General features: G+C 38.7%; 15 protein-coding genes. 7 read left to right on the top strand and 8 right to left on the bottom strand.

Annotation, left to right across the window (positions count from 1 at the left end):
• Positions 1 to 5: 5 nt before the first annotated feature.
• The 4 genes from BN2628_RS07960 (at position 6) to BN2628_RS07945 (ending at position 6968) form a co-directional block, all read left to right on the top strand.
• Positions 6 to 2288: a coiled-coil domain-containing protein gene (locus BN2628_RS07960; RefSeq protein ID WP_154668425.1), complete on the top strand. Its 2283-nt coding sequence runs from the start codon at positions 6 to 8 to the stop codon at positions 2286 to 2288.
• Between the two features lie 239 nt (positions 2289 to 2527).
• Entirely contained in the window at positions 2528 to 4159 is a 1632-nt protein-coding gene (locus BN2628_RS07955; protein ID WP_055096716.1) for a hypothetical protein, read from the top strand.
• 143 nt (positions 4160 to 4302) lie between these two features.
• Positions 4303 to 6462, top strand: a complete 2160-nt coding sequence (locus tag BN2628_RS07950) for a DNA topoisomerase 3 (protein ID WP_055096714.1) — start codon at positions 4303 to 4305, stop codon at positions 6460 to 6462.
• 11 nt (positions 6463 to 6473) lie between these two features.
• Positions 6474 to 6968, top strand: coding sequence for an NUDIX hydrolase (locus BN2628_RS07945; protein ID WP_021932095.1), 495 nt, complete (start codon positions 6474 to 6476; stop codon positions 6966 to 6968).
• Between the two features lie 27 nt (positions 6969 to 6995).
• Here BN2628_RS07945 and BN2628_RS07940 read toward each other — a convergent pair whose 3' ends face one another.
• Positions 6996 to 7253 carry a hypothetical protein gene (locus tag BN2628_RS07940; protein WP_055096712.1) on the bottom strand — a complete coding sequence of 86 codons (258 nt, stop codon included), beginning with the start codon at positions 7251 to 7253 and terminating at the stop codon, positions 6996 to 6998.
• Between the two features lie 164 nt (positions 7254 to 7417).
• Between BN2628_RS07940 and BN2628_RS07935 the strand changes: the two genes are divergently transcribed.
• Entirely contained in the window at positions 7418 to 7867 is a 450-nt protein-coding gene (locus tag BN2628_RS07935; protein WP_021932097.1) for a helix-turn-helix domain-containing protein, read from the top strand.
• Positions 7868 to 8565: 698 nt separating this feature from the next.
• Here BN2628_RS07935 and BN2628_RS07930 read toward each other — a convergent pair.
• The 7 genes from BN2628_RS07930 to BN2628_RS07900 form a co-directional block, all read right to left on the bottom strand.
• Positions 8566 to 9900, bottom strand: coding sequence for an NADP-specific glutamate dehydrogenase (locus tag BN2628_RS07930; RefSeq protein ID WP_021932098.1), 1335 nt, complete (start codon positions 9898 to 9900; stop codon positions 8566 to 8568).
• Positions 9901 to 10214: 314 nt separating this feature from the next.
• Positions 10215 to 13763 (bottom strand): pyruvate:ferredoxin (flavodoxin) oxidoreductase, encoded by a 3549-nt coding sequence (nifJ, locus tag BN2628_RS07925; protein WP_055096711.1) that lies wholly within the window; start codon positions 13761 to 13763, stop codon positions 10215 to 10217.
• A gap of 43 nt (positions 13764 to 13806) precedes the next feature.
• The gene (locus tag BN2628_RS07920) at positions 13807 to 14985 is read right to left on the bottom strand and encodes an ATP-binding protein (protein WP_055096709.1); all 1179 of its coding nucleotides are present in this window, start codon (positions 14983 to 14985) and stop codon (positions 13807 to 13809) included.
• A gap of 303 nt (positions 14986 to 15288) precedes the next feature.
• Positions 15289 to 16146 carry a sugar phosphate isomerase/epimerase family protein gene (locus tag BN2628_RS07915; RefSeq protein WP_246469212.1) on the bottom strand — a complete coding sequence of 286 codons (858 nt, stop codon included), beginning with the start codon at positions 16144 to 16146 and terminating at the stop codon, positions 15289 to 15291.
• 113 nt (positions 16147 to 16259) lie between these two features.
• Positions 16260 to 17138 carry a 3-keto-disaccharide hydrolase gene (locus BN2628_RS07910; protein ID WP_055095510.1) on the bottom strand — a complete coding sequence of 293 codons (879 nt, stop codon included), beginning with the start codon at positions 17136 to 17138 and terminating at the stop codon, positions 16260 to 16262.
• A gap of 58 nt (positions 17139 to 17196) precedes the next feature.
• Positions 17197 to 18684, bottom strand: a complete 1488-nt coding sequence (locus BN2628_RS07905; protein ID WP_021931084.1) for a Gfo/Idh/MocA family oxidoreductase — start codon at positions 18682 to 18684, stop codon at positions 17197 to 17199.
• A gap of 44 nt (positions 18685 to 18728) precedes the next feature.
• Positions 18729 to 19802, bottom strand: a complete 1074-nt coding sequence (locus BN2628_RS07900) for a Gfo/Idh/MocA family protein (RefSeq protein ID WP_021931083.1) — start codon at positions 19800 to 19802, stop codon at positions 18729 to 18731.
• 507 nt (positions 19803 to 20309) lie between these two features.
• Here BN2628_RS07900 and BN2628_RS07890 point away from each other — a divergent pair.
• A complete protein-coding gene (locus tag BN2628_RS07890; RefSeq protein ID WP_021931081.1) occupies positions 20310 to 20945 on the top strand; it encodes a DUF4136 domain-containing protein in 636 nt (211 codons plus the stop codon).
• A 91-nt stretch (positions 20946 to 21036) separates the two neighbouring features.
• Complete coding sequence (locus BN2628_RS07885) at positions 21037 to 21669, top strand: outer membrane beta-barrel protein (RefSeq protein ID WP_055096705.1); 633 nt, start codon at positions 21037 to 21039, stop codon at positions 21667 to 21669.
• Positions 21670 to 21743: the final 74 nt, after the last annotated feature.

The following is a 21743-nucleotide window of genomic DNA, read 5'->3' as shown; positions in this document are numbered from 1 at the left end:
ACTGAATGATGTCAAAACTATTCAAATCAATGCAGGCGTGGTGGCCAGCGAATGAAGGAGAAAAAGAAACAAGTAAAAGTTTGCAACTTACGGAGACGAAAGTTGAGGATGATACTTACAATCAGGAGTATCTTAAAGCTTTAATGAATGAACAGATACCAGCGTCTTTGCTTGATAAAATGTCGGAATTAATAAATAGTTCTATTCCAGAGATTGTACGTCAAAGTATAGATAAGGAGGCTGAGAAGAGAAATATATATTCTCATTTGTTGGAACCGTTTACTGATTATATAAAATTTATATATAGTAAATTGGAAAAGGATGGAGCTTCGAAGTGGAGAAAAGACGAGGGAAAATTCAAAAGCGAAATATTGTCATTAACGGAGAAAGTAAAAGAGATAAATTTAAAGAAAGAAGAAATACAAAAATCCCAGCTAAGTGCAGAGAGGCAAAAGCGTGCTTTGAATGAAAGAGTACACGAGTTGGAGATGAGAATAACGACACTTGAGGCAGAGAAGGAGCAAGTAGATATTGAAAAAAATGCTTTGCTCAATAAATTGAAGGTGGCGGAAGTGCAAGATAAAGATACTCAAGAAGAATGTGTTCGTTTAAAGGCTGAGCTGTCAGGATTAGAGTCTAAAATAACTGAATTGACAGTGCAAAGAGATGAGATATCGATTACATTAGAACAATACAAACAGAAAATAGATAGTTTACAGAATTTGTCTCAAGAGATTGAAAATGTCGTAGCCTCTAAACAGATTTTGGAAAAAGATTTGCGACAATTAAGTGAAGAAAATGAAAACTTGAAATATCGTCTTGAGGAAAAAGAGCAGATAGAACGAGAGGCCAGAGAGAGAGTTGAGCAGGTGATAGCTTTGCAAGAGAAGTTAAGCGAGACAGAAACGTCTTATCAGGAACAGATAGAAAAGTTGCAGGAGGAAGTTCTGGATATCCGAAATGCAAATGAGCAATTAGGGAAACAATTAGCTGATAAGGAAAAATTGTCTATTATAAATCAGGAACAAGAAGTTCGTTTGCAACAATTACAGCAGACTTTGGATGGTGTAGAAAGCCGTTATCAGGAGCAATTGACTGAATTAAATCATAATATAGAGAAAATATTAAGTGACAGAGATGAACTCGCTCGTCAGATAGTTGAGAAGGATGGATTAATTGCTAAATCTGCAGAAAAAGATTCACTATTAGTAGAATTAAATGATAAATTGGCCGAGACAGAAAGAAGATATAAAAATGAATTAGATACTGTACATGAAGGTTTGTCTAATGTTTTGCATGCAAAAGAGGAATTGACTCGCATGTTGGGAGAAAAGGAAAACCAAGTTATTGAGTTCCGTCGCAAAGAGGAGCAACTATCTGAAAATCTAGGTAATAAAGAGAAGGAGATATCCCAGTATTTTGTACAAGTTGAATCTCTGAATACTGAGTTACAAAAATTATCGATAGAAAAAGAAAATTTGCTTAAAAGAATTGAATGTAACGAACAAACATATAAAAAGCATTTGGATGTCCTAGTTCAAGAATCAACAGAGAAATCAGAAAAAAATGATATACGTATAAATGAACTGAATAAAGAACTTGATGAACTCCAACAAAAGTTAACAGAAGCGTTAGATGTTGCTAAGGAGCAGGAAAGACAAAGATTACTTCTTGAAAAAGAGAAAGAAGAGCACATTTCTGACGATAGAGAAGAACTTGAAGCTTTGAAAGAGAAGGTGAAAACGTTGCAAGATACAGTAGATGAAGCTTGGCAGTATAATGAAAAATTATTAAAGAAAATAGATGAGCTTAAGGATGCTAATTTAAGAGAAAAAGAAGCTGTGGCGCAAATCTCGTCAGGAAAAGAGGAAGAGTTGGTTCAGTTAAAACACGAATTGCGTGTTGCGAACGATATGCTTTCGGCAATGAAGACTCAACGTCAGGATTTGTTGGATAATGTGGAGAAAGAACGGCGAGAGAGAGCTAATTTACAGCAGTATATCTCAGAGTTGGAGAGTACATTGAAAGAATCGGAAAAAAGTCAGAAAGATTATAAGTTAGAAATATCTGCTCTCGAAAAAAAGGTAAAAGAGATGAAGCAACAACTTTCAAATAGGGGAGTTGGAGAAGTAGTTCAAGAACCAGAAGAGGAAAATTGGATGAGACCAACTTTGCCAGATACTCCAGATATGATAGAAAAACGAAAAGCAGAGAAAAAGATGAAGGAAGAATTTGTTGAAGAAAAGACAGAGATAAAGCCTGATCTGTCGCAAATGAGCTTATGGTGATAAGTTAATAAAAAATTATAGCATATAAATATGAATACCCATTTCCATTGATGAACTGGAAATGGGTATTTTTTGTTAATATATTTATAAAGACAGTTATAATTTTTTAGAAATATATTTATTCCAAATTCGATTTTAAAGATGGAAAAGATGTTGATGTGTGAGGAGATTTTTTATTTTCATTTTTATTAGGAGTAAGGGGGGATAACAGTTAGGAAGTTTATTAAAATAGAAAGAGAATGCAAAAGACTGTATATTTATTATTTGTATTGGAATTGTTTATTTTATCTGTTGATGCACGAGTTATTCATTTTCCTCAAATGAAGGCACGTAGTACATCTGTGATATCTATAGATAGTGTAGAATTGAGAAAAGATCTTACTAGGTTTTATTTTAATTTTAAAGGATTACCCAATCAGTGGACGGTAGTTGATAGAAGTTTGACATTGTCAGATCCGTCTTCGGGAAAAGAATGGGAAGCAATAGAAGCTGATGGTATTGATTTAGGTCGGAAATTTCAATTTTCAGAGTTAGGAGTAGCAAAAGTTTCTGTCGATTTTCCAGCTTTACCGGATGATGTAAAAATTGTAGATATATTTGAGAAAATTCAAAAGAAACCGATACGATTAATAGATATACAGCTTGAATCAGGAAATAAAGTTTTGTCTGTTCCCCAATACCCGATTAAAAGAGAGAAAAATCGAGAACAAGATTATCGAAAAATATTGAGAGTAGATACTGCAGTGTTAAGAGGCTATATACGGGGTTATCATCCTAGATTGAAATGGGGAGAAGGAGTAATTGTTTTGGATAATGTAGTAACTACAGAAGTACAAAATATTCCAGTGAAGTTTAATGATGATGGCTCTTTTGAGGTAAAAATGGAGTTATATTATCCTGTGCAGCAAGTATTGTTGTTACCGGATGGTTATATTAATTTTTATCTTGAACCAGGAAAAGAATTAGTGGTGTATGCTGATATGGACGAACTTACTCGTCCGGTGTTGAATTTAGAAGAAATAGAATCTAAAGCGCGATATTTAAACTATTCAGGAGAATTGGGTCAAGAGAATAATGAGTTGAAGTGTTACCGAAATTTTGATTTATTTGATGTACAGCAGTATGCTGAAGATATGCGTTCTTTATCTCCTGATTCATTTGATATGAAGGAAAAGTGGAATTTACAGAAGAAATTACAGAATATAGAGAAATTAGAAAAGGAAAATTTACTATCATGTAAGATATCACATCTTCTTAAAATGAATGTATGGTATGTTTATGGACGACACATGCTTGATTATGAGCAATATTATACAGCAAATAAAGGAAGATGTTTACCTGATTCTTTTTATACCTTTTTAGGTACTTTGCCTCGTCATGATGAGTTGTCTTTGTCTGCAGCAGACTATAAATTGTTTATTCACTATTTGGAACATATTTTGCCTATTAGAGAGAAAATGAGTTGGACAGTCAATGATTTTTTATCAGATTTTTCCCAATATGGAATAGAATTGAATCCTGAAGAGAAGGAATTGGTTTCTTGTGCTTTGCGAATGAAAACTCCGTCAGATACATTATCGATACAGAATTTTTCTTATAAAATGGATAAGTTTAATCGAAAATATAAGGACCTTCAAATATTGATGCGAGAAAACGCAGTGTTGAGGAAACAGAGACAAGTATATATTAACCAGTTTGGATTGACTCCAGACATTCAGACTGATTTATTTATTACTCGTCGATTCATGATGCGGTTACAATCTCTTGGTCGTCCTTTGACTTCACAAGAATTATGTTCGGAGACAGAAAATATAAGTAATGTGTTTCTTAAAGATATAGTTTACCAAAAAAACTTTTCTTTTCAGAAATGAAGTGTTATATTGAACTATGGTGTGGATAAGTGATTTAAGGCTAAGATATATGAGATGTAATTTCTTGTGCGAAATTGTCTTGAATAATCCCTTTCTTGGATAAAAATTAAATCTTATTTTTGTGTTATGAAACGGAAATCAAAATGAGAGTTTGCATTGCAGAAAAACCCAGCGTAGCCAAGGAAATAGCTGATATTGTAGGAGCGAAAACTAAAAAAGATGGATATTACGAAGGGAATGGTTATCGGGTAACCTGGACTTTTGGACATTTATGTACACTGAAAGAACCGCACGAATATACTCCGCAATGGAAATCATGGTCTTTATGGACATTACCGATGATTCCTCCGCGTTTTGGTATAAAACTTATACCAGATAAAGGTATAGAGAAGCAGTTTGCAATTATAGAAAAGCTGATGTCAGAAGCAGAAGCTGTAATCAATTGTGGTGATGCGGGGCAGGAAGGGGAACTTATACAAAGATGGGTGATGCAAAAGGCTGGCTGTAAATGTCCAGTATACCGATTATGGATTTCATCTTTGACTGAAGAATCTATCCGGGAAGGTTTTGCATCTTTGAAACGACAAGAAGAATTCAATACGCTGTATGAAGCAGGGTTGTCACGAGCGATTGGCGATTGGTTATTGGGAATAAATGCTACCCGTTTATATACGATAAAGTATGGACAGAGCCGTCAGGTGCTTTCTATAGGACGAGTACAGACTCCGACATTGGCTTTGATTGTAAATCGCCAATTAGAAATCGATAATTTTGTTTCTCAACCTTATTGGGAATTGAAAACTATATATAGAGATACAGTATTTTCTGTAACGAAAGGTCGGTTTTCTACGGTAGAGGAAGGTGAAGTTTTTTTGCAGCAGGTACAAGGAGTCCCTTTTGAAGTAGTCGATATTGCAAAAAAACAAGGAAAAGAATCACCTCCCCGTTTATTTGACTTGACATCATTGCAGGTAGAGTGTAATAAAAAGTTTGCTTATTCAGCCGAAGATACATTGAAACTTATACAGTCGCTTTATGAGAAGAAAGTAACTACATATCCGCGTGTTGATACGACTTTTTTAAGTGATGATATATATCCGAAAGTTCCCAATATTTTGCAAGCTTTGCAGACATCTCAGGTATATGAACCGTTAATAAATCCTTTATGGAGAAGTAACTTACCAAAATCAAAAAAAGTTTTTGATAATTCCAAAGTGACAGATCATCATGCAATTATACCGACAAATGTGCGCCCGAGTAATCTAACTGACAATGAACGTAAAGTATATGATTTAGTAGTTAGGCGATTTATTGCTGCCTTTTATCCTGATTGCAGAGTTGCAACAACAACTGTTTTGGGTAAGGTTGGAAATATAGAATTTAAAGCGACAGGAAAGCAAATTCTTGAACCTGGATGGAGAACAGTTTTTGAAAAAGAAAAGGATGTAGAAAAAGAGGAAAAGGATGGAGATGAAGAGAGAGTTTTACCTGATTTTGTAAAAGGGGAGAGTGGACCACATGAGCCGGCGTTGAGTGAAAAATGGACTCAACCTCCGAAATATTATACAGAAGCTACATTATTACGAGCTATGGAAACTGCAGGAAGGTTGGTGGAGAATGATGAATTGAGAGATGCGTTGAAAGAGAATGGAATAGGTAGACCTTCAACACGAGCTGCTATTATAGAAACTTTGTTTAAGCGTAATTATATTCGTAAAGAACGGAAAAATTTATTAGCGACACAAACGGGTATTGAACTGATTGCCATTATTCATGAAGAGTTATTAAAATCAGCTGAATTGACAGGTATTTGGGAGAATAAACTTCGCAGGATAGAGCGTAATGAATATCGTGCTAAAGATTTTTTGGAAGAATTGAAGCTTATGGTTGCGGAAATTGTAAACAAAGTAAAATATGACCAAGCAGTACGTTCAATTACGATACAGACTCCTTTAGGAGTGCAGGTGTCTAACACAGAGGAAGAGAAAAATGATACGGTTACTAAGAAAGGGCGGAAGGTTAAAGAAAAAAAGAAAAATGAGCTTTTCTCTTCCATAAAAGAAGATACACAGGGTAAAAGTATTCAGGAAATTCAATCAGAACCTATCTTGTGTCCGGTGTGTGGAAAAGGATATATTATAAAGGGAAAAACTGCGTATGGATGTTCAGATTGGAAAGATGGATGTAATTTTAGGTTGTCTTTTGATGAATATGGTGAAAATTTAGTAGATAGTGATTTAAAAATTATTGTACAGAAATTTAGGGATTCAATGGCAGGAGGCCTATCCTTGTTTCCCGAATAAATTGGATATATATGAGGACAATAGAATATTTTCCGGTGATAGATGAGAATGGAAACACCATTGGGAAAACTACTCGTTATGAGTGTCATAATGGATCGAAGATTTTGCATCCAGTTGTTCATTTACATGTCTTTAATGAGAAAGGAGAGTTGTTTTTGCAAAAAAGGTCAGAACAGAAGGATATACAACCAGGAAAGTGGGATACTGCTGTAGGTGGGCATGTTAATTACGGAGAAAAAATTGAAGACGCACTTTATCGAGAGAGCCGAGAAGAATTAGGAATATTTGGTTTTGAGGCACAATTATGGTTCCGCTATATTTTTGAATCAGATATAGAAAGAGAATTGGTTAATTCTTATCGTACAATATATAATGGAGTTATAATTCCTGATTTGGATGAGGTTACAGAAGGCCGTTTTTGGACTATTTCTGAGATAAAAAACTTTCTCAAACGTGATATTTTTACTCCCAATTTTGAATATGAATTTTCATTGATGAAACTTTGATAGAAAATATAGTGAAGAACTTTCAATTTAGTTAACTTCTGCTTTGTTTTTTTCGTGTTGTTTTTCTTTGGCAACTAATGACAAAATATGTTGAATGAATTGAATGTGCTTTAATGGAAGAGATCTTGCAATATTTTCTATCATGATAGAAATTTCCTCTAATGTAAAGTTTGCGGCTCCCGTTACAGAGTGAGGCCTGTCGCAAATGAACAACCCATAATTTATATGCCTTTCTTCACATTTTTCTTGTAACTCCTTTAAATTGTCTAATAGTGCCTTTTCCATAGTGATGAAATAAGTAGTTGTTTTTTAGCTTACAAATTTGAAAGAGAAAAGCACACATGCTTATATCCTTAAAAATTTGTATATTAGTAAGTACAAAACTAACAATTTAGTTTTGTATTTGTATATAAAATCAGTAGATATTTATTAGTTAAAGATTTTTTAACATGGCGAAAATAATTCGTACGAGCTATACTGGAGATAATTTTAGAGAATTTCTTCAAAAAAGAGGGATTACATATAAAGCTGCAGCTGCTGATTTAAAGATAGATAAGAATACTATTGGAAAAGCAGTTAGAGGCGGGAACTTGAATATTGGTGTTTTATTGAAAATCTGTAATCGGTATGGCTTGTCGATTGAAGATTTTTTTGAGAAAAAGGTTGTGTTAACGGATGAAAATAGGAACCAAGAAAATAGTTCAGGTGATTATCTGGAGCGTGAGGAACTTGTTTCCCAAACTTTTACAGAACCTTCAGAAGAATATAAAACTTGTGAAAATATGCAGTTAATATTTAAAGAGTTTTTAGCGCTATTAGATGGAGATTTGGAATCTTTAAAGAATAAGATTAGTGTTTTTATAAGTAAATTGGAAGAGCTAAAAGAATCCGATAAATAAAGATTATCTTCATAGTCGGTAAAAATTGTAGAGAGTATTTAGGGGTATATTTTATTAAATTGAATAGAAAGATTTGGAATTCCGTTTTGTGATACCTTCTAACGTCTTAAAAAATTATTTGCTGTCTCGTTAATGTATTACTTTTTGATATAGATATTTATTATTGTTCTTTTCTAAACTTTTCCCTGTTGTTACAGACTATTTGGGTTTGTGATGGTTCCAGAAAGATGTTTTATTTTGTTTGTATTTCCTTTTTTTGAAAAGGATTAACATTAAAATATAAGTGTAAAGGTGAGTAGATATAAAATATTTATCTATAAATTTTAGATTCTTAAAGATAAGGGGGTAAAATAGTTTGAATTATTTTGCAATTAGTTTATGACAAATGTAAGACCGTTGAAATTTGTTTGTATGAAAGAGAGCAATAGAAAGGTGAAGTAACATACTTTAGGATATGATTCATTTCCACCCAATTTGCATATTGGAAAAATTTAAAAGATAGTTTATTTGAGACGGATGTATTTGTAGAGATAATGGCTGCTTATAAAAATGGTATTAATGCTTCTTTGGTATATGACTAGATAAATATTATTAATTTATAGTTTTAAATATCGATTATTAAGTATAAGATGCTCTTAATAAAAAAGAACTCAGAGATATCCCTTCTCTGAGTTCTTTTTTATTGAGAGCAGATATTTTTAGAGCACACCTTGTGCCATCATTGCTTTAGCTACTTTCATAAATCCTGCAATATTAGCTCCTTTCACGTAATTTACATATCCATCGCTTTCTTTTCCGTAACGGCAGCATTGGGAGTGGATATCAAACATGATTTGTTTTAGTCGAGCGTCAACTTCTTCTTTGGTCCAACTTAGCTTAATTGCATTTTGGGTCATTTCGAGACCGCTGACTGAGACTCCACCTGCATTAGCAGCTTTACCCGGAGCATATAAAATTTTTGCTTTCAAGAATTCATCAATTGCTTCAGGAGTCGACGGCATATTAGCTCCTTCTGATACAGCTATACAGCCGTTTGCTAATAAAGCGCGTGCGTCATCTCCATCTAATTCATTTTGGGTAGCACTCGGCATGGCAATATCACATTTTTCATTCCATGGACGTCCACCCTCGACATATTTGCAGCCAAATTCTTCTGCATATTCTTTAATACGTCCACGATAAAGGTTTTTAAGCTCAAATATGTATTTGAGTTTCTTTTCATCAATACCATCTGGATCGTAAATGTATCCGTTACTGTCGGACATTGTAACGACTTTAGCCCCTAAGCTAATCAATTTTTCTACTGTATACTGAGCAACATTCCCCGAGCCTGAAACTGTAACAACTTTATCCTTAATGTCGATGTTACGAGTTTTCAACATTTCGAGAAGAAAATATACGTTACCGTATCCTGTAGCCTCTGGACGGATTAAAGAGCCTCCAAATTCAAGGCCTTTGCCTGTGAATGTCCCTGTGTTTTCGCGGGCAAGTTTTTTATACATACCATACATATAGCTTACTTCACGTCCTCCTACACCTATATCTCCCGCAGGAACGTCGGTTTCTGGACCTATGTGACGCCATAATTCGGTAACGAAAGCTTGGCAAAAACGCATAATTTCTGTGTCAGATTTCCCTTTTGGATTGAAGTCTGAACCTCCTTTTCCTCCACCCATCGGAAGTGTTGTCAAAGCATTTTTGAATGTTTGTTCAAATGCAAGAAATTTTAAAATCGACAAGTTTACAGAAGAGTGAAAACGAATTCCTCCCTTATATGGACCAATAGCGTTATTGTGTTGTATCCGGTATCCCATGTTGGTATGAACTTTTCCTTTGTCATCCATCCAAGTTACGCGGAATGAAAAAATACGGTCAGGTATACAAAGTCTTTCAATTAGATTGAAACGGTCAAATTCAGGATGTTCATTATAAGCATCTTCAATAGTTGATAACACTTCTTCTACAGCCTGATGATATTCAGGTTCATTCGGAAAGCGTCTTTTCAGCTCGCTTAATACATTTTGTACATTCATTGTATTATTCTTTTTATATAGTTATAAGTTCTAATTGGATTATCATCTTTGATTCGGTTTTATATCAAAATGATATGTTTCTTTCATTTCGATGCAAATGTACAATAAATAATTTGATATTTGCAAGTATTTTTGTGATAAAAATAACAAATAAATAGTTTTTATTTGATTTTATATCAAAATGCGCATTTTTATGCATTTATTTCTTCCTTTTGTTAAATGCAGAAAATAGGTAATGTTGTATAGTGTAATAAATAAAAATGGAGTATCTCTGTCAGAAATACTCCATTTTATTTATTGTATCAAGATTCTAATTAGTCCTGATCTATTCCCCATTGTTGTTTTGCTAAACGTTTGTAGTTATTATAACGCCATTTTGCATTTTCTTTGGCTGCTTGGAAGAGTTCTTCTGCTTCTTGAGGATATTGCTTCATTACTGATGCATAACGTACCTCGCCTTTAAGGAAGTCTTCAAATTTATCCCATTGAGGTTCTTTGCTGTCCAGTGTGAATGGATTTTTGCCTTCGGCTTCCAACATTGGGTTATAGCGCCATAAATGCCAATATCCGCATTCAACAGCTGCAGCTTCTTCAGCTTGTGCCTTACCCATACCTTTTTTCAAGCCATGATTGATACATGGAGCATAGGCAATAATGATAGACGGACCGTTGTAAGCTTCTGCTTCACGGATAGCCTTTAAAGTTTGAGCTTGATCTGCACCCATTGCGATTTGTGCGCAATACACATATCCATAGGTTGATGCTATAAGACCTAAATCTTTTTTACGTACACGTTTACCTGCTGCAGCAAATTTGGCAATTGCTCCTACAGGGGTAGCTTTAGATGCTTGCCCACCTGTGTTAGAGTAAACTTCAGTATCTAATACTAGGATATTTACATTTTTACCGGATGCTAATACATGGTCGAGTCCTCCAAATCCGATATCATAAGAAGCACCGTCACCACCAATAATCCATTGAGATTTTTTGATTAAGAATTTAGACAAAGACGCTATTTCTTTACAAATATCACATTTATCAGCATTAGCTGTTACGATAGGAGTAATTTTGGCTTCAAGCTCAATGGAACGTTCTGTATTATCTTTATCTGCGATCCATTCTTTAAAAAGCTCTTTGGTTTCAGAGGGACAATTATCGCTTTCTATGGCTTGATTCATTAGTTTAACAATACGTTCACGCATTTTTTCAACAGCGAGACTCATACCCATGCCAAATTCAGCGAAGTCCTCAAATAATGAGTTTGCCCATGCAACCCCGTGGCCTTTTTCATTTGTAGTATAAGGTGTTGAGGGTATGGATCCAGAATATATAGAAGAGCATCCTGTTGCATTTGCAACCATTTCACGATCTCCAAATAATTGAGAAATTAATTTTACGTATGGAGTTTCACCACAACCAGAACAAGCACCAGAGAATTCAAATAGTGGAGTGGCAAATTGTGAATTTTTTACATTAGCTTTGATATCTACTAAATGTTGTTTGCTCTTTACATTATCAATACAGTATGTCCAGTTGTTAGCTTCAGGCAGTTGAGATTCAAGAGTTTTCATTGCCAAAGCTTTGCCATTCTTGTTACCGGGGCATACGTCGACACAATTACCACAACCTAAACAGTCTAAGACGTCTACTTGCATGCGGAATGTCATACCGTCAAATGCTTTACCTACGGCCTTTATAGATGGGAAATTTGCTCCAGATTGCTCTGTTGCATCAAGTACAAATGGGCGGATTGAAGCATGAGGACAAACATAAGCACATTTGTTACATTGGATACAATTTTCTGGTGTCCATTCTGGAACAAATGCTGCTACACCACGTTTTTCGTATTTAGCAGTACCTTGTGGCCAAGTTCCATCTTCGATTCCTTTAAATGCAGAAACAGGAAGAAGGTCCCCATCTTGAGCATTGATTGGACGCACTACTTCATTGATGAATGCTGGATCATTATTTGCAATGATTTCATCATCAAGTAGATTGGCCCAACTTGGGTCTACAGTCAGTTGTTTATATTCACCACCACGGTCAACTGCAGCATAATTTTTGTTTACAATATCCTCTCCTTTTTTTCCGTAAGATTTTACGATGAACTTTTTCATTTGTTCGATAGCTAAATCAACAGGAATTACTCCTGTAATGCGGAAAAATGCCGATTGTAATATGGTATTGGTACGATTACCTAATCCTATTTCTTGGGCAATTTGAGTTGCATTGATATAGTAAACTGAGATATTTTTTTGAGCAAAATAGCGTTTTACTTTATTAGGTAGATGCTTTGCTAATTCTTCTTCACTCCAGATTGTATTCAGTAAGAATGTTCCATTTTCCCGTAATCCGCGTGTTACATCGTACATGCGAAGGTATGCTTGTACATGGCAAGCTACGAAATTAGGAGTATTTACTAAATAAGTGGAACGTATAGGGCTATCGCCAAAGCGTAAATGAGAACAAGTGAAACCTCCAGATTTTTTTGAGTCATAAGAGAAGTAAGCCTGACAGTGTTTGTCTGTATTATCTCCAATGATTTTTACAGAGTTTTTATTTGCCCCTACAGTGCCATCTGCACCCAATCCGTAGAATTTAGCTTCAAACATGCCTTCTCCTCCAAGAGCAATTTCTTCTTTTTGAGGTAAAGATGTGAAAGTTACATCGTCAACGATACCGATAGTAAAGTTATTTTTAGGCATCGGTAATGCTAAATTCTCAAATACAGAAAGAATTTGGGCAGGAGTAGTATCCTTAGAGCCTAATCCATAACGTCCACCTACAATCTCTGGAGCGTTTTCTTGTCCATAGAATACATCTTTGACATCAAGATATAATGGCTCACCAGTTGCACCTGGTTCTTTGGTTCTGTCGAGGACTGCAATTTTCTTGGCTGTTTTGGGGACTGCAGCTAAGAAATGTTTTGCAGAGAATGGACGATATAGATGTACTGACACTAATCCGACTTTTTCACCTTTAGACATCAGATAGTCTATGGCTTCACGAGCTGCTTCTGTAACTGAGCCCATGGCAATGATTACGCGGTCAGCATCTTCTGCTCCATAATAGTTGAATAATCCGTATTTGCGGCCGGTAATTTTGGATATTTCGTTCATGTATTCTTCAACGATAGCAGGAACAGCTTCGTAGTAACTGTTACATGATTCTCTGTGTTGGAAGAATGTATCTGGATTTTCAGCCATACCGCGTGCCACTGGCTTTTCTGGATTTAATGCGCGGTCACGGAATTCTTGTAGAGCTTTTTGATCTATAAGCGGAGCTAAATCTTCGTTTTCAAGCATTTCGATTTTCTGTATTTCATGAGAAGTACGGAAACCGTCAAAGAAATTAACGAAAGGAACTCTTGCTTTGATCGTAGATAAGTGTGCTACCCCTGCCAAATCCATAACTTCCTGAACCGAACCTTCGGCTAACATAGCAAAGCCTGTTTGGCGTGTAGACATTACATCTTGATGGTCACCAAAAATACAAAGAGCGTGAGATGCTAATGTACGAGCCGAAACATGAAATACACACGGAAGAAATTCACCGGCAATTTTGTACATGTTCGGGATCATTAGCAGTAATCCTTGAGAGGCCGTGTAGGTGGTTGTTAATGCACCGGCTTGCAATGAACCGTGAACGGCTCCTGCAGCTCCTGCTTCTGATTGCATTTCCTGTACTAATACAGTTTCGCCGAAGATGTTTTTGCGTCCTGCGGCAGCCCACTCGTCTACATATTCTGCCATAGTAGAGGAGGGTGTGATGGGGTAAATAGCAGCTACTTCGCTGAACATATACGAGATATGAGCTGCTGCCTGATTACCGTCACAGGTTAACATTTTTTTTTGTTTGGTCATATTCTAAATTATATTTGAAAATTTGAGAATCTCGTTACTTAAATCAATATAAAAAGCCGAAGAGCCAGAGTGGAATTTTATTTTCGTATCCAGTCTCTATCATATCCACGGCATAATATAAGTCTGGGTTAACCCTTCTTCGGATATTTTCCCCTTCAATTCTGAAATTATATCTTTGATTCACCAAAAATTGAGCATTTCGTTCTCCTTTGTTCAACCGGTTGTCCTTATGCAGGATGTTGTAGAAAAATGTTTCTCTTACCGCTTGTTCTCCTACTTGAGAAGGACGCATCGGATACATGAGATTTGTATTATGCATATATACCATTGCCGGTTTTTTCGGAAATTCTTCATTAATTGGATAAAGCATATTGATAAGCCGTGCATCTTTTAAATATTTTATATAATTTACTACTGTGGCTCTTGATGTTTGTATTTCTTTACTCAATTGACTTACATTTGGAGCACAAGGAGCATTTATCGATAGTAAGTAAAGTAATTTTCGTACTTTAGGTAAATATGTAAGTTCTATTTGTTTTAAGAATAATATATCTACCTCCATCATCATATTTATGGTTTTTATCAAGTTTTCAGAAAAATTTCGTTTTTCTAAAAAAAATGGATAAAATCCATGATGCAAATAATCTTGGAAATATGCTAAGGGTTTTACCTTGCTGCATATGTCTTCGGCTATCTTTGTATGATTATCTAATAGTTCTTCTAATTTAAATGAGGGGAAATCTGTTCCGGCCATTAAATTTAAATATTCTCGAAATGAGAAACCTCTTAAATTGTATGAGTCTACTAATCCTGAAAGTACCGGGTTTTCCTCTTTTAGTCGCATGACAGACGAACCGGTAAACACAATTTTTAATTCAGGAAAATTATCATAGCAATATTTAAGTTCATTAGACCAATTGGGATATTTAAAAACTTGATCAATAAGTAGAGTCTTACCTCCTTTTACTCGAAATTCATCTGCAAAATCAGCTAAGGTTCGTTCTGTAAAATATAAATGGTTTAAATTTATGTATAGACAAGATCTGTCAGTACCGAAATTTTCTTTTGCATATTGAAGGAGGAATGTAGTTTTACCTACTCCCCGGCTTCCTTTTATTCCTATAAGCCGGTTATCCCAGTTAATTTCTTGCATCAATTCTCTTTTAACCGGAGAACTGGTGTGCTCAACCAGATATTTGTGTGTCCTAAAAAATGCTTCCACTTCACAATATTATAATGCGGCACAAATGTATATAAAAAATACAATTTTGCAAAGTAGAGATTACAATTTATACTCTTTTTACTAATTATTTTTTATGTGAAAGGGCTCCATTTTGTAAAAATGTATTTTTTCGCTGTGAAGATACAACTTTTTGTTATTATTTGAAAATAGAAAAAGTTTTGGAGAGGTCGTTTATATGTACATAAAAAACACTTCATATTTTTTGTTCTCAAAGTATGAAGTGTTTCTCAAAAAGACGGTTTTTATTACAATATAAAAACCGTTTTAACATTTTTATATTTTTTAAAAATTGTAAGGGACGAATTCGGCCTGATTCAGATAGTCGAAGCTTTGTCTGACACTTTGCAATACCTCACCGCTGTATCTTTCAATCTCGGCGACTATGTCCTGGGTTCCGGCCTTCTGCACATTTCGGAATATGGCATCGAAACCCACCATTCCGCTCTGTCCGATTTCTCTCTCATCCTTGATGTGAAGGATCTTGAACCGTCCGGGATACTTGTTGAAATAATCCACCGGGCTGTTCTGTCCCCGTACCACCCAGTACACGTCCATCTGGAAGAAGACGTTCTCGGGATCGGTATGGCTGAGCATATAGTCATACATGGTCTCGCCCTCCACTTTCTGGAACTCGTGGGCGTGGTTGTGGTAACCGTACAGGAGCCCGTTTTCCCGGCAGCGTTTCCCGATTTCGTTATAATACCGGCAGTAGGTCTCTAAATCCTTCAGGCTCCCGGGCACGTCCATCCACGGAGTGACGATGTAGCTCATCCCCGCGGCCTTGTGGTCGGCGATACACCGGTCCCACCACTTGAGCGCTTCCTGGAAGTTGCCCGAGGCCAGCTCTTCAGCGCTGAGTCCCCGTCCGGTATGGGAAGAGAGGGCCGTCATTCCGGCCTTCTCCACGGCTTCCTTGAATTCCTCCGGGGTACGGCCGTAGAACTTGCCGTCGTTATAGCCGGCTGCTTCCACTCCGGTATAGCCCATCTCTGCCAGTTGGAAGAGGAGGCTGTCCAGATTACTGAAGTCCGGGAGAATCTTGTCCCTGACCGAGTACAACTGAATGTTGATGTCCTTCTTTGCGGCCGGAGCCTCTCCGGCTTCTGAAACAGGCTTTCCCGTACACCCCACGACCGTCATGGCAGTCATAAATAACAAAGTTTTGAATTTCATGTCGTAGATTTTTTTGAAGAGCCTGTTTACAGGGCAAACAGGCTCCCCGGTTAAAAAAAAAGTCAGTCTTGGAAATATGTTCAATCTAACACCTTCACGCGGATGTTCCGGTACCATACGTCATCCCCATGGTCCTGCAATCCGATGAACCCTTCGTGGTTGTCTCCCCCGCAGTTGTTGAGCAGGCTGAAAGCCAGCGGCCATTTCTCTTCGCTGAATTTGCTCTTCTGGAGCATTTCCGTCCATTGCGGAGTCCACAGGTGATATTCGAGCACGTTCTCCCCGTTTTGCCCGTGTACGACCGTACCCTTATATACCATGATTTTTGCCTTGTTCCATTCGCCGAAAGGCTTGGCATTCTGCGGCACGGCCGGTATCATGTCATACAGCGAAGCCGACTGTCGGTTGTTGTCCTTGCCCAGCTTGGCATCAGGATGGTTGGCATTGTCCAATACCTGGTACTCCGGTGCGGAAATGTAGATAGGCTCCACGATTTCCTTGCCGTCCTTGTCGGTGCTGGTCACCTCCTGGGCCAGGTAAAGAATGCCCGAGTTCCCCCCCTTGGAAATCTTCCATTCAAGTTCCAGCTCGAAATTCTTGAACTTGTGGGCGAAGATAAGGTCGCCGCCGTCGGCATCCTGGGCTTCACCCCCTCCGGTGCCGTTGAACTTGATGCAACCGTCCTCAATGGTCCATTTTCCCGGGACACGGTCCTTGCCGTAACCCCTCCATCCATTAAAAGTCTTCCCGTCGAAAATGGTGATATACCCATCCGCATCCACCGGAAGATTCAACGTGTCGCTTTCGGGGGCTTTCAAGGAAGAGGAATAAGAAACTGCCACTTCATTACCTGCTTGTTCAGCAGTCTGTCCTTCTGCAGCCTTTTTCTGGTTGCCACCGCTGCAGGCGATTAACGTACCGGCCATCATGCTGCCAGCAAAATAAAATACTTTTTTCATACGATTTTCAAGTTATAAATTTCTATTTCTGTTTTTTTTATACTCAATCCCCCGGCTGTTATCTGGGCATGTCGGGCAATTTCCACCCCTGGCGGTAATTGTGCTTGATCAGCTCCTGGGCATAAGCCTGTGCGTTGACCGGGTCAGTCCAGATTTTGTTGAATTTTGGGTCACCGTCCACAATTTTGAAATCGTCCTTGACAAGGTTGCGGATGGTCTCGTTGTCGGCTATATTGGTAAACCTCATGTTCTCCCCGTCCCACTGGAGCTCCTTGTTGAGAGTCTGCAGCCGCACGGCCAGTACCCCCATGACCACCATTTCGTTGAGCGGTCCGGCTTCGGAGAAATCCGATTTGGTCTTTACCCGGCTCGAAGGGCTTTCCTTGCAAGCCCGTATCCAGTCTTGTTCGTGGCCTCCTCCCATGGCGTTGGGCACGCGCCGGCAGACTTTGGGGGCGTTGGGCACCCGGCCCGAAAGCAGGTAAGGCTGCTGCCCGTAACAACCGCAAATAAGGGTATCCTTGGTCCCGTGGAAAATCGTCAATCCCCCTCCAGGTCCCATCAGCTGCTTGTTGTCAGGGAAACCGGCCGGCCGGTCCGGCATCATGCCTCCGTCATACCAGTGCACCTCGACTTCGGGCATGGCCACCTTGGGCATGTTGTCCCGGGCGGGGAAGACCATTTTCACGTGTTGGGCCGTAGGGGCGCAGTCTTGCAGCAGAAGGGTTGACGAGCCTTGTACCTTGGTGGGATACTTCAAGTTCAAGGCCTTGAACGGCTGGTGCAGGATGTGGCAGGCCATGTCCCCCAAAGCTCCGGTCCCGAAACGCCACCAACCCCTCCAGTTCCAAGGATGGTAGATGGAATTGTACGGAATCACCTCCGTAGGGCCACAGAACAGGTCCCAGTCAAGAGTCTTGGGAATGCGGTCTACCTTCTCAGGCGCGTTGAGACCCTGGGGCCAGATGGGCCGGTCCGTAGCGCATTCCACTTTGGTGACCTCTCCGATCTCACCGTTCCATATCCATTCGCACACCAGGTCGGTGCCCTCGTCCGAAGCCCCCTGGTTGCCCATCTGCGTAGCCACGTTGTACTTTTCGGCCAGCTTGGTCAGCAGGCGGGACTCATATACCGAGTGGGTCAAAGGCTTCTGGCAATACACGTGCTTGCCCATGGTCAGCGCTTCGGCCGAGATGATGGCATGGGTGTGGTCGGCCGTAGCCACCAGGACCGCATCGATGCTCTTGCCCATTTCATCATACATCTTGCGGTAATCATAATACCTCTTGGCGTTGGGAAGACGCTCGAAAACAGGCTTGGCATAACGCCAGTCCACGTCGCACAAGGCCACGATATTATCCGTCTTTTCCATGTTTTTCAGATTGGCATTACCCATGCCTCCGATACCTACAGCCGCGATGTTCAGCTTGTCACTGGGAGGGACATGCCCGAAACTCTTGCCCAGAATGCTGCTCGGGGCGATGGTCAGGCCGGCCAGAGCGGCGGCACCCGTCTTGAGAAAATCTCTTCTTGAAATGTCAGACATAATAATTAAATTTTTAGTTAACCATTTATTTTTATATAGTTTGCTTAAAAACGTTTGATCAATCCGTAACCGTTTTTCATGTTCCGGCGCCGCTCCCGGATACGCTCCAGCGTCTGGACTTTGCCGATGGAAGGCAGCTCGTGCTCCTTGGCATCCAGGAAGAATTTCCAGGCATACTCCGAGGCAATGGCCGAATCGCGCAACCGGGGCAGCAGGGGATGGCGCACGCCACTGCGCAGGGATTCCGCGAAGAGACGGCACAGACGGTCTATGTTCTTTCCCCCGAAAGGCTTCTCGATGCGTTGGGTCTGGTTGACCCCGTGGAGGTCCACCACGGCCGTCTTGAAGTCGTGGCTCATGCGGACAATGCCTTTGGTACCGATGATGTCGACATAGGAATTATGAGTCTGGTCTTTGGAAAGCTGCCCGTAAACGAAGCCTTGGGTGATGTCGAAAACCACGCCGTTGTCAAAAGTGCCGTGGCACTGTATCCACCAGGGGTCCTTGTAGTTCCACATGTTGATCCCCTGCGAGTGCCAGCTCTTGTATTCACACCCGGCATACCACCGCGCGATGTCAACGTAGTGCATCCCGCAGTCATGGAAAGCCGGCCCCTCATGTTCGTGCCCCTCGCCCGGCACAAGCCCCGGAGTCATGTGGCAGATGCGGAGGATGGCCAGCTCCCCGATTTCTCCCTGCTCGATGTAGTGCTTCATGCACTGGTGGTACCATGAATTCCGCAAATAGAGATTGACCGTGCTGAGCAGCGGTGACGATTCGCTCAGCCGCACGGCCTCCCATTCCCGCTCGACGGTATCGGCTATGGGCTTTTCCGATATGATATGCTTGCCATAATGTACGGCTTTGCTGATTTGCTCCAGCCTCGAATCGGCCAGTGTGAACAGGCCTACGACCTCTATTTCAGGGTCCTCGAAGATGACCTGCTCGTCTTCGATGATCTTGCTTCCGGGAGACAGCTCCCCGGCCAATGCCCGAATGCCCGGGTTGACATCGCATATGTAGCGTATGTCCCATTCCCCGCTCTTCTGCATCTCTTCCAAATAGAATCTCCCCATCCGGCCTAGGCCTATCAACCCTGTCTTTATTCTGGTACTCATGATAATAGAATCTCACTATAAAATAAGCTTTTCTCTATATGATAGGAGAGAAAAATCTTAATTACCACACTAACATCTTATATTTTAGTCTCAAAAATACAAAATATTTTTATATCCTTGCTGATAAGGGTAGAAAAAAACATAACGTATATGTCAAATATTGTATCGATTTTAAGATTTTGATATAAAAATGTATTATTAAGTATTTGTTTGATGAAATATTGGTTGAAATTCTCGAAAATATTTTTGATATGAAATGTACTTGAAAAAATAAGAAAAATGATTGGTGGATTGGATATCATCGCTATTTTATAGATTGTCAAAAAAAATTTGGAAGGGGCTTTTTCGAATTTTGAATGATATTTTGGTTAAAGTCATTATAAAATGGTGCTTGTTGCAATAATATCGTTAAAGCTTATTAACAAGAAAGATGAAACTTTCTCGGAGTATCATTGTTATAGATTCAAAAGAGTTTTTTAATTATAATCTTTTAAAAACAGAAAGTATATGAAAAGATTTGTTCCTATTCTATTGGTATTGTTCTTATTTGCAGCGTGTGAAAAAGAACCCAATACGGATGATTTGGACGACAACTTCCTCGTCTATACCGATTATGACAAGACTGAAGATTTTGGTTCGTTTACCAAGTTTTACATCCCTGATAGTATTTTGCTGATTACAGATAGTAAAGAAGCCCAATACTGGAAAGATGATAATGCATTGCGTATAATCGAAGCTTGTGTCGACAATATGGAAGAGCGCGGTTATCAGCGAGTTGATAAGAAGGATCAGGCTGATTTAGGTATTCAAATGAGTTATGTTGAAGATACTCATTATTTTACCGGATATAGTGACCCTTATTGGTGGTGGGATTATCCCGGTTATTGGTATCCCGGATATTGGGGTAATTGGGGTGGTTGGTATTATCCATATCGTGTAGTGTATAGTTATAATGTAGGTTCTTTGCTTACTGAACTTATTAGTTTGGAAGTAAATGAGACAACTACTAATACAAAGAAATTGTCTGTTATTTGGGATGCTTACATGACCGGTTTATTGTCATCTTCTCATCGGATAAATACCGAGTTGGCCATAACTGCTGTTAATCAAGCGTTTATACAATCACCTTATCTGAAAAAATAGAATAGATGAAGTGTTGTCTGATTTTTTACTTAAAAAAAGAGGACAGACATGGTAATTTCAAGAGTAATTAATTAAAATAAAATATGCACATATGAAAAGAGTAAAAAATATATGGACTAAAGCAGTTCTTTTTGTGGCGCTTTGTCTGGCTTTTCCTTTTGGTATGAAAGCTCAGGATGTTTCTGATTCGTTCTTTCATATTGATTGGCAATTTAATGTTCCCCTCAATAATAAGTTTGCTGATGTTGCCAGCGGATGGGGTATGAATTTTGAAGGTGGTTATTATTTTACCGACCATTTTGGTGTAGGAGCATTTATCGCTTATCATACAAATAATGAATATATTTCAATGCGAACTATACAGATGACTGACCATTCAGCTGTTACTATGGACCAGCAGCATTCAGTATTTCAATTGCCTTTTGGAGCATCTCTACGTTATCGTTTTATTCCAGGGAATATGTTTGAACCGTATGTTGCCTTGAAATTAGGGGCAGAGTACGCTCGCATGTCATCTTATTATAATGTTTATAAATCAAAGGATGATGATTGGGGATTTACGACTTCGCCTGAAGTAGGTATGACTATTTATCCGACGTCAAATCATAATTTTGGATTTCACGTTGCATTGTATTATAGTTATGCCACTAATAAGTCAAAAGTTTTGACATATAAAGTTGATGGGTTGAATAATTTTGGATTCCGTTTAGGTGTGACATTCTGATGAGCTGACTTATATATACATATTTTCAAAAGCCTTTGTATTTCTTGTAATAAGAAATTTCAGAGGCTTTTTTA

This window comes from Gabonia massiliensis (assembly GCF_001403595.1).
GTDB classification, from domain to species: Bacteria; Bacteroidota; Bacteroidia; order Bacteroidales; family Coprobacteraceae; genus Coprobacter; species Coprobacter secundus.
This window is presented reverse-complemented; position numbering and strand designations above follow the sequence as displayed.

What these genes read in the sequence shown, in the direction of transcription:
- nifJ (WP_055096711.1), bottom strand. Translation starts at nt 13,763, where the DNA reads ATGACCAAACAAAAAAAAATGTTAACCTGTGACGGTAATCAGGCAGCA.
- BN2628_RS07955 (WP_055096716.1), top strand. Translation starts at nt 2,528, where the DNA reads ATGCAAAAGACTGTATATTTATTATTTGTATTGGAATTGTTTATTTTA.
- BN2628_RS07935 (WP_021932097.1), top strand. Translation starts at nt 7,418, where the DNA reads ATGGCGAAAATAATTCGTACGAGCTATACTGGAGATAATTTTAGAGAA.
- BN2628_RS07890 (WP_021931081.1), top strand. Translation starts at nt 20,310, where the DNA reads ATGAAAAGATTTGTTCCTATTCTATTGGTATTGTTCTTATTTGCAGCG.
- BN2628_RS07930 (WP_021932098.1), bottom strand. Translation starts at nt 9,900, where the DNA reads ATGAATGTACAAAATGTATTAAGCGAGCTGAAAAGACGCTTTCCGAAT.
- BN2628_RS07960 (WP_154668425.1), top strand. Translation starts at nt 6, where the DNA reads ATGATGTCAAAACTATTCAAATCAATGCAGGCGTGGTGGCCAGCGAAT.
- BN2628_RS07885 (WP_055096705.1), top strand. Translation starts at nt 21,037, where the DNA reads ATGAAAAGAGTAAAAAATATATGGACTAAAGCAGTTCTTTTTGTGGCG.
- BN2628_RS07900 (WP_021931083.1), bottom strand. Translation starts at nt 19,802, where the DNA reads ATGAGTACCAGAATAAAGACAGGGTTGATAGGCCTAGGCCGGATGGGG.
- BN2628_RS07945 (WP_021932095.1), top strand. Translation starts at nt 6,474, where the DNA reads ATGAGGACAATAGAATATTTTCCGGTGATAGATGAGAATGGAAACACC.
- BN2628_RS07950 (WP_055096714.1), top strand. Translation starts at nt 4,303, where the DNA reads ATGAGAGTTTGCATTGCAGAAAAACCCAGCGTAGCCAAGGAAATAGCT.
- BN2628_RS07915 (WP_246469212.1), bottom strand. Translation starts at nt 16,146, where the DNA reads ATGACGGTCGTGGGGTGTACGGGAAAGCCTGTTTCAGAAGCCGGAGAG.
- BN2628_RS07910 (WP_055095510.1), bottom strand. Translation starts at nt 17,138, where the DNA reads ATGAAAAAAGTATTTTATTTTGCTGGCAGCATGATGGCCGGTACGTTA.
- BN2628_RS07940 (WP_055096712.1), bottom strand. Translation starts at nt 7,253, where the DNA reads ATGGAAAAGGCACTATTAGACAATTTAAAGGAGTTACAAGAAAAATGT.
- BN2628_RS07905 (WP_021931084.1), bottom strand. Translation starts at nt 18,684, where the DNA reads ATGTCTGACATTTCAAGAAGAGATTTTCTCAAGACGGGTGCCGCCGCT.